This window comes from Pseudofrankia coriaricola, assembly GCF_001854805.1.
GTDB lineage: Bacteria > Actinomycetota > Actinomycetes > Frankiales > Frankiaceae > Pseudofrankia.
Window position 1 is genome coordinate 12,498 of sequence record NZ_MBLO01000080.1, and the last position, 12,836, is coordinate 25,333.

The 12,836-nt window shown below is 70.5% G+C and carries 8 protein-coding genes; 2 read left to right on the forward strand and 6 right to left on the reverse strand.

Annotated features, from left to right (window positions below):
- Positions 1 to 1,529 precede the first annotated feature (1,529 nt).
- From BCD48_RS13765 to BCD48_RS54870, 4 genes are all read right to left on the reverse strand, one after another.
- Entirely contained in the window at positions 1,530 to 2,813 is a 1,284-nt protein-coding gene (locus BCD48_RS13765; protein WP_071048761.1) for a hypothetical protein, read from the reverse strand.
- Entirely contained in the window at positions 2,810 to 5,863 is a 3,054-nt protein-coding gene (locus tag BCD48_RS13770) for a DEAD/DEAH box helicase (RefSeq protein ID WP_198543231.1), read from the reverse strand. The genes BCD48_RS13765 and BCD48_RS13770 overlap by 4 nt, the downstream gene beginning before the upstream one ends.
- Positions 5,860 to 7,545 carry a toll/interleukin-1 receptor domain-containing protein gene (locus BCD48_RS53510; protein ID WP_071048762.1) on the reverse strand — a complete coding sequence of 562 codons (1,686 nt, stop codon included), beginning with the start codon at positions 7,543 to 7,545 and terminating at the stop codon, positions 5,860 to 5,862. The genes BCD48_RS13770 and BCD48_RS53510 overlap by 4 nt, the downstream gene beginning before the upstream one ends.
- A gap of 189 nt (positions 7,546 to 7,734) precedes the next feature.
- Positions 7,735 to 9,015 (reverse strand): PspC domain-containing protein, encoded by a 1,281-nt coding sequence (locus BCD48_RS54870; protein ID WP_071048763.1) that lies wholly within the window; start codon positions 9,013 to 9,015, stop codon positions 7,735 to 7,737.
- A 125-nt stretch (positions 9,016 to 9,140) separates the two neighbouring features.
- Between BCD48_RS54870 and BCD48_RS13785 the strand changes: the two genes are divergently transcribed.
- Positions 9,141 to 10,316, forward strand: a complete 1,176-nt coding sequence (locus BCD48_RS13785; protein ID WP_083418591.1) for an ATP-binding protein — start codon at positions 9,141 to 9,143, stop codon at positions 10,314 to 10,316.
- Positions 10,313 to 10,963: a LuxR C-terminal-related transcriptional regulator gene (locus BCD48_RS13790; RefSeq protein ID WP_071048765.1), complete on the forward strand. Its 651-nt coding sequence runs from the start codon at positions 10,313 to 10,315 to the stop codon at positions 10,961 to 10,963. The genes BCD48_RS13785 and BCD48_RS13790 overlap by 4 nt, the downstream gene beginning before the upstream one ends.
- Before the next feature lie 100 nt (positions 10,964 to 11,063).
- Here the strand turns inward: BCD48_RS13790 and BCD48_RS13795 are convergent, their stop codons facing one another.
- Together BCD48_RS13795 and BCD48_RS13800 are read right to left on the reverse strand one after the other, a co-directional pair.
- Positions 11,064 to 11,378, reverse strand: a complete 315-nt coding sequence (locus tag BCD48_RS13795; protein WP_071048766.1) for a GlsB/YeaQ/YmgE family stress response membrane protein — start codon at positions 11,376 to 11,378, stop codon at positions 11,064 to 11,066.
- A 265-nt stretch (positions 11,379 to 11,643) separates the two neighbouring features.
- The gene (locus BCD48_RS13800; protein WP_071048767.1) at positions 11,644 to 12,687 is read right to left on the reverse strand and encodes a zinc-binding metallopeptidase family protein; all 1,044 of its coding nucleotides are present in this window, start codon (positions 12,685 to 12,687) and stop codon (positions 11,644 to 11,646) included.
- Positions 12,688 to 12,836: the final 149 nt, after the last annotated feature.

The window sequence follows — 12,836 nt, forward strand, 5'->3', positions numbered from 1 at the left end:
CTCAGCTGTGGCAGCAACTGGCGTACCGGGCGCTGGCCGGCAACGCCCGTCCGTCAGCGCGAAACGGCCATCCGGCTTGTTTCAAATGGGCGTTGAACCAGATATAGATGAGGACTGCCACTGAAGCCTGGACGGCTTTCACGCGGGATTATGGCATGATATGTCCATAATATTCGAGGCGGGCGGTCCGTCGACTATGGAGAAGGAGAAAAACCTTCCTCGACCGGAAATGTACCCCGGCTAAGGCATGGGATGGCCATGGAGCGGCTGTCAGGCGACGTCGGGAGGTAGCAGGAGGGACGCCACGGCTCGGTGGGCCGAGGCGCATGGACCGCGCAGGGCTCGGCCGTCATCCCAGCCATGACCACAGTCGGGACAGCGTCGGGAATGACGGCCAGGACACGGGCCGTCTTGGCGGTCCGCCGGAGTCGGCGCGCGGTGGTCGCCGAGCCGGCGGCCGCCGCGGCCGCGAGGGCCAGGGCGGCCAGAGCGAGGATGACGGCAGCCAGCATGCATGCCTCCCAAGACAGGGAGGGCGGGGGACGATGTCCCCCCGCCTTCACCCGGACCCGTCATGCGCGCCGAAAGCTTCGGCGGGCCTGATCACAACCTCGTTGTAGCGATCTGTCTGCGGACAGTACGCCCGTGCAGACGCCTTTGCATACGCCAGGACACACTTGGCCCACGATCAGCCCATTGGACTCCGGAAGACTGGCTACAGTTGGTCGACCGGTGGATTTCAAACTGATACACAACGATGCAGGTGAGCGATCCACCAGCCGGCCAGATCTGGCACTTCGGACGCCCGCCATTCGATCTGCGCCGGGCGTCACAGCCGGTCGATGTGGTGATCAATAACTGTCATCGGGGCGCCGGCGGGAAATTCCCAGGTCCGCGAGGCTCCGCGAGTCGAGCTTCGGCCCGTGATCTTGCCCTCTGCGGCTCGCGTGGCTTGTGGCGTGTCACAATTCGATCTGTTGGTGCGGACCCAGATTTCATCACCAGTCGACCCAGAATCTTTCGCACCTGGGCCGAGTGTGACCGTGTGATTCCTTCCGCCCCTTGCCGATGTCGAATTCGCCGGGCCGCGCCGCGCTTGCTCGCCACTCAGTGACACGCCACAGGGCAGGCCCATCGCGACCTCCAGCGGAGGCCCGGTGAGCACATCAACCCCCATCCGCGATACCTCACGGCAGTGACGGCGGGACAAGAAGTGCTATGGGCGGCAGAGCGGGCATGTCGCGGTCAGGGCCGGCAACAGGACAACGAGGTCCGAACGGACGAGAACACGACGAAGCCCGGGGAGGAAGCTATGAGGATGCTGCGGAGGCTCCGTCATGAGGCCCGGCGTGACGTGAACGCGGCCGACCGGTCAGCGGCACGGGGTCCGCGGCGGCTGCGCCGGCGGTCGCGGACCCGCTCGACGACGAGCGCCCGCTACTGACAGATCGCGGCGCCGGCCCGCATTCGCTGCCTGCCCGCCCGCCACAGCGCGGCGGGCAGGCAGCGACTTTTCCGGAGGGACAGGACTACTGACGCGTAGCGCCTCTCTGGCGTCCTGTTGGCCGGGGTTTCGGGCTTGGATGGTCGACGAGGGCGTCGAGGCGGTCGAGGTCGCGGGTTCTGCCAGCTCTTTCGGCGAAGTCGCGCAGGTCTGCCACGGTTGGGGCTGGGACCGCCAAGGCCCTGGCGATGGGAATGAAACGCTGACGCAGGTCGTCGAACGTCCCGACATCGGGCGTTCTGGTGATGGCGAGGGCACGTTCTCGGATCGCCTGACGGCGGACGCCGGCATCGTCGCACCACAGCTGGGCAAAATGGTGCTCGCGTAGCTCGTACGACCCGACCCGCGACAGTGACAGCTGCGGCGAGACAGGGCCAAAACATTTCGCCGGCAGCGTGATGCGCCACTGGCCGTCGCCCTGCCTGGTCGGCACCGCGGGTCCGACCGGCGATCTCTCGGCCCATTCGGACCAGATCCTTGCCGGATCCCCCACACCCTCGGCCTCGATCAGGTCCCCGACCCGGTGGACCTGCGCGATGACCTTGCCGAACAGGTCGTCCGGCTCCTCGGCGAGCGCGGTGTAGACGAGCACGCCATGTCTCTCGGTCTCGACCAGGTAGACCGGCAGGAACGCGTTACCCACCGCCGTGATGCGCAGGTCGGTCAGGAGTCCAGGCAGGTTGAACGCCGCCCGGTCCGGGTGGGCCGCCAGCTGCTGGAAGGCGGCGGGGTTGAACGGGGTCGCGTCGAAGAACGACAGGAACCTCGACCCGCCTCGCAGCCGTTCCGGGGGGACCTCCGGCGTCGGCAGGACGGTGACATTGCCGTGGTAGTAGGCACGCGGGAGAGCCCAGGACGTCCGCTGTTCGAACAGAAGCAGCAGGCGGCTCTCCTTCCACTCGTACCGGATATCTTTTTCCCAGGAACGCCGGCCGAGGCCGGTCAGCGTCAGCCGGTCCCCGTCGACGTGAACGTGGTCGATGATCCGGAGGAACTCGACGCACCGCTGGACCAGGCTCTCCGGCAGGGCGAGGAACCAGGCAACGTCGGCGAGCCGTTCGATGCGTCCTTCGGCGAGCGCGCGGACGACGAAGTGGTCGATGATCTCGTACGCCTGCTCGTCGCACACGCGCGCCGTGGTCTCCACCTGGTGAAGCGGCCAGAGGACCGGGAACAGGCGCAGCGGCCGGACTCCGGGGAGGGTGACGACGTGCTCGACGGCGCGGCGGGCCGGGTAGATGACCGGTCCCGAACCAGCCGTCACCCTGTTCCCGGTGTTTCCGAAGTCCGCGCTGGCGGCGGGGCTCACGGCTGGCCTCGCAGAAGCTTCTCGATCTCGGCCGACGGCCGGATCTCGCCGTGTTGCCGCAAGTGGCCCATCATGGTCTCCATCAGCTCGCGGAAGCCGGAATCAGTGGCGGAGCAGAGCGTCAGCAGATCGCCGACCATGACCAGCTGCCGCCTTGCCCGGGACACGGCGACGTTGATCCTGCGCAGTTCGGTGAGAAATCCGACCGAGCCCCTGCCGTTGCTTCGGGTGAAGCCGTAGACGATCAGGTCGCGTTCCCCGCCCTGGAACGAGTCGACCGTCCCGATGTTGTCCGCGACCTTCGCCGGGTCACCCAACGCTCCGCTTAGCAGCTCTCCGATTCGCCTCGCCTGCGCCTTGTAGGGCACGATGACCGCCCAGTCCCGGTACCAACCAACCGCTCGGCCCACCAGCAGGGCGATCAGCTCGGCCTCGAACGTGTTGATGTAGCCCGGTTGGCGCGCGGTCTCCCGCTCCGTGCGGCCTGGCGACTCCTCTCGCCGCTGACTCGACGGCCGATCGGAGGTGTCGATCATCGCGAAGGGTGCGCCGAACACCGGGCCGCCGCGGACGCCGTCATGCTTGGTCATCAGACGGCCCTGGTAGAAGGCACCGGAGACGAACCGGCCAAGCTCCTCCGGCATCCGCCGCTGGAGGTTGAGCTCGACGTAGTTGGCGCCCGTAGCCGCGGCGTCAGGTACCAGCAGCTCGAAGCCGCTGGCGCGCAGCAGGTCGCTTGTCCGCGCGACGACGTGCGGCGGGTGCTGGCCGTTCGCGCGCAGGCGGTCGGCCCACCCCCGCAGCTCCTCGTCCAGATATGGCGGGAGCTGGTGCTGGTCGCCGACCAGCACCGACCGGCGGGCCCGGACCATCGGCACGATCAGGTTCGGCGTCGAGATCTGGCCGGCCTCGTCGATCAGCGCGACGTCGAAGATCAGGCCGCTCAGCAGTGGGCTGGTGGCGGTGCCAATGCAGGTGGCGGCGACCACGTCGGCATAGCGCACCAGCTCACGTTGGATCTCCGCCTCGGTGTTCGCCGCCTGGGCATGCCATTCGTCGAGCAGCCTGGCCCGATCGGCCATGGTCTCGACCGCGTCGGCTGCCCAGGTCCGGAACCGTGCCCACTGTTCCCCGTCGGTCGGGTCGTCCTTCCAGATCCCGATCGCGGGTTCCGCGGCCGTCCGTACCGCGCTCCTGAGGATCTGGGCGGCCCGCTGGCATTCCTGGTAACACTCGCGGCGCGCGGCGACAAGACGGTCGCGTTCGCGCGGGAGGGCCGCATACGCGGGGCTGGCGGCGAGGAGCGCCGTCGCCTGCGCGTGGAGGGCCTCGACGGTCGCGGCCGCGTCGGTCGATGCCCGCTCGACGGCGGAGATATCAGCCCGCAGCGCCTCGACGTGTCGGCGCAGCCGCGCCAGGCACCAGCGCCGGAACCTGGCGAGAAGCCGCCACCAGGCAGGCGGGCCGGCGGGCGCGCCGGCCTCCCGTCGGGCCAGCTCGGTGACGGCGTGCTCCAGGTCCGCGCCGAGCTGGTGGCGCCGGGATGCCGAGCGGGCGAGCTGGTCGGCGGCGGCCCGGCGGGAGGCGGCGAGCGGCGGCGACACCGTCTCGACCGCCCGGTCCAGCGCTTCCTCGGCGGCGGCCAGCCCCGCCTCCGCGGCGGCCGCGGCGGCCAGCCGGTCGCCGAGGAAGGCGAGCCACCGTCCGAAGGTCTCCCCCTCCGCCGTAAAGCCGGCGAGCTTGCCGCGAGGCTCGGCGGCCGCGAGGATCCTCACCCTCACGGCCTCGGCCAGGTTGTCCACGCTGTGTTCCCGGGCCGTGGCGGTCATCGAGTGCTCCGCGCCGACCCGCACCACGTTGATCTCCGGTGGCAGGTTCTCCAGCACGTTGTCGACCGCGCGATTGGTGTGCGACGTCACCAGGACTCGGCGGCCCTGGGCGACCAGAGCGGTGACAATCTCCGCGATGGTCCGCGTCTTGCCGGTGCCGGGCGGCCCGAGCACGAGCAGAACGTCCGGCACTTCCAAAGCTCGGGCGAACGCGTCTTTCTGGTGATCGTCAAGGTCTCGGCGGGGGGCCGCACCGAGATCCGGCTGATAGGGGGCGTACACGCCGTCGACCAACGTGTACAGCAAGTTCGGATTGGCCGACCCGCCAGCGGCCAGGGTCTTGATGGCGTCCAGCTGCGCCTGGGAAACCCGGTCGCTGACCGATCGCCGCAGCTCGCCTGAAGGAGAGGGAATCCGCTGGAAGTCCACCGCCTTCTCGAACCGGACGACCAGCTCGCTGTTGTCGATCCTGACCACCGTGCCGCGCAGCCGGTCGCCGCCGATGTCGACAAGTTCCACCGGCGCGTTGACGGTGACACCGGCGCGTCCCGGTCGGACCAGAGTGAACGCGTAGACCCCGCGACCGGAGTGGCGTTCCTCCCGCGTGGACCGCACCTCTTGGTAGAGAAGCGGCGGCGCGGCGGTCTGCCGCGCGATCTCGATGTCCCGGTCCGCCTCGACCAGCTGACCGAGCACCTCGAGATACTCCCGGTGACGCTCGGGCAGCGACGACCGGACGGGCATGTCGGCCCGCGGTCCCAGCATCGACCAGTGGTAGGCGAGAATGTCCCAGTACGACGACCACCGCGGCGCGGCCGTCCCCGGCCTTCCCTGTATGTCCCGCACGTCGTGGAACGCGTGCCAGCCTGCCGGGCAGTGCAGCAACAGTGCGCCCAACGTGAGCTTGTCCTCTTGCCAGAAGGAACGCCGGGAGACGTAACCAAGTCTGTACGCATCGCCGTAGTTCGTCGGGTAGAGAAACGCGACGTATCGGCGGCCGTAGACGACGAGCCGCCCTTTGCCACCAGACTCAAGCCTGGCGGGCAGCGCGCCGTACGCCGACAGTTCCGTGAGTTCGGCGATGAACGCCAGCGGCGCCTGCCCGAGTTCATCGATCGCCCTGGCGGACGGGACAACGGCCAGCGGGCCAGGCAGGGTGACCCGAGCGCGGGTGCTGCTGGCCCCGGCTGCCGCGCCAGATCCCGGTGCCGGCCCGGTCACGGCGCATCCCTGGCGGATAGCCGCCGCCGGGCGGCGCGCAGGCCGCTCGCCAGGTCGAGAGCGGTCGGCCGCCGGGCCGGATCAGGGTGCATGGCGCGGTCGAGAAGGGCGGCCAGCTCCCCGTCCGGAACCTCGTCAGGATTCACCTCGGCCCGCTCGTCGACCGGCCGGGATGGAGGTGCCGGCGCAGGGAGGAACGCGATTGGATCATGGAGCGCCCCCGGCCTCGTTCGGACAGGGTCATCGGTGGGCGACCTCAGGAGGGGTGACGCGCCCGGTGGCTCGGGGATCGACATGCCCGTCCGTGGCGCGCCGAGCAGCGTGTCACGCACCAGCGTGGCGACCTGCCGTACGTCCAGGGCCCGCGCCTCACGGGTCGACCGGAGCTCAGTCCCGAGCGCGGCGCCGGTGGCGGGCAGACCGAAACCGGCATAGCCGAGATCCCGTGGCAGCGCGCGCCGGCGCCTGTCCGTCACGAGGACCGTATCCGCGCTCAGCGCGCCGTGTGCCTGTCCGCGGCGGTGCAGAACCGCCAGGATCCCCGCCAGCTCGACGGCCTGCCCGAGCATCGCGGCGGCGGCGATCCGGTCGGTGGCCAGCCGAGCGGTCGCCTGCCCCGCCGCGCCGCGGTGCACCGTTCGCCAGGTCGGTGCGTGGGCGACGGTGCTCACCAGCGTCAGCCGTCCGCCTGACTCTCTCGTCAGCTCCCCGAGCAGGCGAGGCAGACCGGACTCGCCGCCGAGCGCGTCAAGAAGGCTGGCCTGGGCGGTGAGCCCGGCCCGCACGGCCCTGGCCGCGGGACTGTCCCGGCGGACGTGGAGCTGACGTATCCAGACCCGGCGCGGCGAGGGCTCGATCTCCTCCGCCACCGCTCCCCGCAGGATCCACGCGCCGTCCGGCGCCATAACCGCCTCCACTGGGGCGTGGAGCAGGTAGCGGCGCGCTCCGACAGGCAGCTCCGACCCGCCGGTCCAGGCTTCCGACCCGGGCGGCGCGGCGGCGTCCGCCCTGGTTCGCAGCAGCGTTGGCTGCCCGTCCGCCCGGGGACCGTCCCTCTGCTGGATGATCTGCCCGTAGTTGACGCCGACCGCCGTACCGCCCGGCGCGAACACGGCCCCGATCTGGTTCCCACCCGCGGCGGGCGAATCTTCTCTCGGGTCCGAGGACGGGGTGATGCCGGCTGACACAGCTGGGCCGGCCGGGCCAGCCTGGGAGCTCTCCGGGAACGGTGGCGGGCTGACTGGCTTCGCCCGCGCGCCGCTGACGGCGAGCTCGGCGAACTTGAGCAGGTCGGCACGCGCCTTGTCCGGTGCCATGCCGAACAGGTCGAACGACACAACCTGACCGAGTACCCCTGGTCGGCGGCACTCCTCGACCCGGGCGACGAGCAACGTGCGCCTCGCCCCGGTCGGGTCCGCTTTCCACGCCGCCTGCCACTCCGCCGATCCAAATGCCGACTGGGTATACGCCTCCGACAGCACGGCGACTGTCCGGACCGACTGCGTCACCGCCTCCATCAGGCCGACCAACCAGTTGGTTCCCGGCACGAGATCCCACGCCTGAATCAGGACCCGGTAACCGGCCGCCTCCAACGTCCAAGCGATCCATTCCGCCCACGCCTCGTCGACGCGGGTGTAGGACACGAAGAAGTCCCAGCGAGCCTCATCGACCTCCGCCGCCACGCCGGCCCCATCCCCGTCCGCCAGTCACGTGAATGGCGTGCAACCGTCACACACCGCACCAACCGTGCGAATCATAGCTGGGACCGTCGCAGTCAGCCGTCGCAATGGTCCGCGCCGGCAACCGGGGATGGCGGTGTGGTGTGTGGCCGTGCTGTGCGGCCGCCGCGCCCGCTGACCAGGCATGCCTGGTCAGCGATGGTCGATGGTGATGTTGCCGTCGGCGACGTCGACGTCGATCGTCACCGCCGCGCCCGTGGCGCCGTCCGGCGGCAGGATCGTCTGGCTGGTCCCGGCCCCGCGCCGCCGGTCGCCCCAGCCACGGTCACCTTCGGTGAAGGAGCCGGCGCCGTCGACCGTGACGTCGCCCAGATGCACGTCGGCCTTGACGGTCGCGTTCATCGCCTCCGGCAGGAGCAGCCGGACCTGTCCCGCGCCGAGGGTGACATGGATGTCCTGGGCCGGCCCCGGCGTGACGTGACGCAGGTCGAGCACGCTCTGGCCGAAGGCAAGCCGGTAGTCGCCCCGCAGGTCGGCGGCCGCGACCGGCGTCCAGACCCGCTGTCCGACCCCGTCATGCAGGCTCGCCCGCGTCCCGCCGAACGCGGCGGTGCCGAGTGCCGCGACCACCAGCAGCGGGAGCAACGACCATGGGGTGCGGCGCAGCACCGCGCCCAGCAGCAACGTGACCAGGGCGATCCCGCCGATGACCCAGAAGTAGACCGGTAGCCAGATTCCCACGAGGGCATCGGTCACGCCGAGGACGGTCAGCGTCGCCACCAGTGTCGTGAGCGCCGCCACCCGCAGCGGCCAGGACCGCCGGCGCCGTGCGCGCGCCGCCTGCCGAGCCTCGCTCAGCCAGGCCCGCGCCTCGCCGGTCCAGGCAGGCGGCACGGCAGCCGGGCCCTTGTCGAGGCGCACGGCCGTCGCCTCGCCCGAGGCAGTTGCCTCGCCCGAGGCCGGCGGTCCGGTGGGTCTCTCCCCCGGGGCCAGGGACCCGGACGGCGCCATCGAAGCGGGACGGCGCCAGCCGCCGTCCCTGGTCCCGATGAGCAGCAGCGGCACGACGACCAGCACGAGCAGGGGCCACACCGGGTGCGGCGACCACCAGCTGAAGGCGACACCCCACAGCAGGAGGCCGCCGGCCACGGCCACCAGCCACGGCGGGATGTGGTGTCGACGCAGGCCGTCGACCCAGCCGTCGACGGGTGCGTGTTCGGTGCCCTCGGCCGGGATGCCCGCCCACGCGACCGCATAGGCGAGCACGCCGGCGCCGCCGAAGAACGCGGACACGGCGAACAGGACTCGGAACAGCACCGGGTCGACGCCGGCGTACTCGCCGAGCCCGCCGGCGATGCCGGCGCCGACGCGATCGGTGGCGCTGCGACGTAGCCGGCGCCGCGGCGCCGCGGACGCCGTGGGCGGTGCGGACGCCGTGGGCGGTGCCACGGGGGTTTCGGGATCTGTGGTCATAGTGGCTATACGTTGCGGGCCGCGGGGCGCCAGCGCATCGGGTGAACCCCTGATTTCGACCCTGAGCCCGCGTCTGGGGGCAACTCCTGATACCAGGCGGCGGCCTGAGCCGGAATCATGGCTCTGTGACCCGGAGCCTGCCCACCACCCGCGTTCTCTACCGGCGTCCGGACGTGGGCTGGGCCGGCGGTGTCATCGCGGGGATCGCGCTGCACACGGGCCTGCGTCGCCGGGCGGTCGCCCTGGTCTTCCTCGCCCTGGCGGTCAGTGGCGGCCTTGGCATCGCGCTCTACGCGACCTACTGGATCGTGTTGCCCACCCCGGAGGGCGCCCGGCGCTCGCGGCTGCCGCGTCCCGTCGAGTTCGCGCTGCTCGCCGTGGTCGTGCTCGCGGCCACCGCGCTGCTCGCCACCAGGGTCGCCGGCGCCACGCTGTTCGTGCCGACCCTGCTGGCCTGCATCGGCGGCGCGACGATCTGGCGCCAGGCGGCCGGCCCGGACCGCGAGCGCTGGCTGCGGGTCTCGCGCAGCACGGTCGGCGCACCGCCCGCCGACCGGATGGGACGGCTGCGCCTGGCCGTCGGGGCTGTCCTGGTGTTCGCCGGGGGTGTCCTCGTCCTGCACCGGGCGAACGTGAACGCCCTCCGGGACGGGCTGTGGGCGACGGGAGTGACCGCGGTCGGCCTGGCCCTCCTCGGCGGGCCCTGGTGGATCCGGCTGACGTCCCAGCTTGGCGCGGAGCGCGCCGAACGGATCCGCGGCCAGGAGCGCGCCGACATAGCGGCACACCTGCACGACTCCGTCCTGCAGACCCTCGCCCTCATCCAGCGCAACGCGGATTCGCCACGTGAGGTGACCCGCCTCGCGCGCGGGCAGGAACGCGAGCTGCGCGGCCTGCTCTACGGGACGCGCGCCGCGGGCGGCCAGCTTGGCGACGAGCTGCGCACGGCCGCCGCCGAGGTCGAGGACGCGTACGCGGTCAGGGTGGACGTCGTCGTGGTCGGTGATCTCGTCCTGGACGACGCGCTGGCGGCGGCCTGCGCCGCGGCCCGCGAGGCGATGGTCAACGCCGCGAGGCATTCCGGGGCCACGGACGTCTCGCTGTACGCCGAGGTCGAGACCGACGCCGTCAGCGTCTTCGTCAGGGATCGCGGGATCGGCTTCGAGCCGGACGCGGTCGCCGAGGACCGGCAGGGCGTGCGCGGCTCGATCATCGGCCGCGTCGAGCGCAACGGCGGGACGGTCTCGATCCGCAGCAGCCCTGGCGGTGGAACGGAAGTAGCGATAAGGATGCGGCGATGACGACGGTCTATCTGGTCGACGACCACGCCATGTTCCGGGCGGGCGTCCGCGCCGAGCTCGGCGGGCGGGTCGAGGTCGTCGGCGAGGCGGCGACGCCCGCCGACGCCGTCGCGGGCATCGTGGCGAGCAGGCCGCAGGTCGTCCTGCTCGACGTGCACATGCCGGACGGAGGCGGTCTCGCCGTCCTGCGGCAGGTGGGCGAACGCCTGCCGGCCACGCGCTTCCTGGCGCTCTCCGTCTCGGACGCGGCCGAGGACGTCATCGCGCTGATCCGCGCGGGCGCCCGTGGCTATGTCACCAAGACGATCTCCGCCGATGATCTTGCAGACGCCGTCGAGCGGGTGGCGGGCGGGGACGTCGTGTTCAGCCCGCTGCTGGCGGGCTTCGTCCTGGACGCCTTCCGGGACGCCCCGGCCGCGCCGTCCGTCGCGGCGGCCGCCACCGACGCGGACTTCGACCAGCTCACGCCGCGTGAGCGTGAGGTACTGCGGCTGTTGGCCCGCGGGTACGCCTACAAGGAGATCGCGGCCGAGCTGTTCATCTCGGTCAAGACCGTCGAGACGCACGCGTCCAACGTCCTGCGCAAGCTGCGGCTGTCCAGCCGCCATCAGCTCACCCGCTGGGCGGCCGACCGCCGGATCACCTAGCGCGCCGCGGCTGGGACGCCACTGTGGTGGCGTTCCCAGCCGCGGCACCCGACGGGCGCTGAACGCCCTCCCATTTCACGGTTGTGTGGGTGAGACGCGTTCAGCGTGGGACGCGCCGACGGCTGGTGGTGCGGCGTCGGCTGGTGTGGCTGCGGCGACGGCTGGTGGGCCGGTAGATCAGTAGAAGAATGATCGCACCGATGATGGAGCCGATGACGCCGGACGGCTGCAGGGCGCCCTCGCTGAGGTCCTTGTCGAAAAGAACGTAACCCAGGAATCCGCCGATGAACGAGCCGACGACACCCAGGAGAATCGTCGTCGGAACTCCCATCGGGTCAGGTCCGGGCACGAGAAGACGCGCGACCGCGCCGGCGATGAGACCGAGCACAATCCAGGAGATGATGGTCACGAGCACGGGATCCTCCAGGTGGGAAACCATCTTCGGCGATCATCCGTCGTGTTATCGGGAGCTTTACCCCACCGGCCCCGCGGCTCAAACAAAGAAATTTGCGCATACCACCATCAGCACCTTGGCATGCGCCCCCCGAAACCCACACACCCACATTGACGCCAGGATGAAATCAGCACGTCACCTTATGTAGTGGATTCGGATCATCGAGTAGACCCCGACTACCTCGCGTGTTCGATGGCGACCTCCAGGCCACCAGCGGTCCCGGAGGTCAAGACCGCGCGGCTTGGCCCACGGGGGCGCGCCCGGCGTCACTCTCCCCGGCGACGAGCTGGTGGACGAGGCGCATCTTGTCCAGCGCGGGGGGCGGGAGAACGAACGGATAGAGGTCCGGGTGACCCATGGATCTGTTGATCATATTGAGTGACCAGGCCAGCGGCAGCCACAGTTCGATGATGCGTCTGAACCCGACGTCGCCGACGAGCGGAGCCGCCAGGGTGGCACCGGCGGGAGCGAAGCCGAACGCGGCGGCGGTATCGAGAGTGTCGCGGATATGGAGGTAGTGCGCGAAGGTCTCGGCCCAGTCCTCGGCTGGGTGCATGGTGGCGTAGGCGGAGACGTAGGTATCCTGCCAGCCGTTTGGCGGGCCCTTTTGGTAATGCCGGTCCAGGGCGGCCTGATAGTCGGCGTCGGGGTCGCCGAACAGCGTTGTGAACCGTTCCTTGCCGTCGCCGCTGTCGGTGAGGACCGTGAAGTAGTAGTGACCGACCTCGTGCCGGAAGTGGCCGAGCAGGGTGCGGTAGGGCTCGGCCATCGACACACGCAACTGCTCGCGGTGCACATCGTCGCCCTCGGCCAGGTCCAGGGTGATCACCCCGTTGGCATGGCCAGTGACGACATGCTCATGGCTACTGGAGAGCAGGTCGAAACACAGTCCGGTCTCGGGGTTGACGTCCCGCCCTCGAAGCGGGAGGCCCAGCTCGGTCAGCTCGAACACCAGCCGCCGTTTGGCCGCTTCGGCCTCGGCGAAGTCCGGCAGCGCGTCCCGATCGGTATCGGCGGGCCGTGTGCGGGTCAGCGCACACGACCTACACAGTCCGGACGGGCGCTCAACTGGAGCAAGCCAGTTACAGGCGGCAACGCCAACGTTCGCGCACCTGGACGCTCCACCGCCCTCGGCGCGGGCCCCCTCGGCGGTCAGGATGGCGAACGAGCGCGCGTCGAGGTCGAAGCCGATGCTGCTGTGGCAGCCCAGGCAGCGCGAGTTCTCGAACGTCAGCTGCTGCCCGCACCTCGGGCACGCGAAATCACGCATGGCCGATGTCTCTCAGCAACGAACGACGCCGAGCGGCTCGTGCCACGGCCTTAGGCCGCGATGCCGCGTCATAGATCACCTGGTCAGTGTGTCACCACGATGCAGCGCGCCAACCCAGGAGCCCTTTCACGCACGCGACCGCGATGGTG

Excerpts from the sequence above, each read along its gene's own strand:
- BCD48_RS54870 (WP_071048763.1), bottom strand. The coding sequence starts at position 9,015 with ATGACCACAGATCCCGAAACCCCCGTGGCACCGCCCACGGCGTCCGCA.
- BCD48_RS13790 (WP_071048765.1), top strand. The coding sequence starts at position 10,313 with ATGACGACGGTCTATCTGGTCGACGACCACGCCATGTTCCGGGCGGGC.
- BCD48_RS13800 (WP_071048767.1), bottom strand. The coding sequence starts at position 12,687 with ATGCGTGATTTCGCGTGCCCGAGGTGCGGGCAGCAGCTGACGTTCGAG.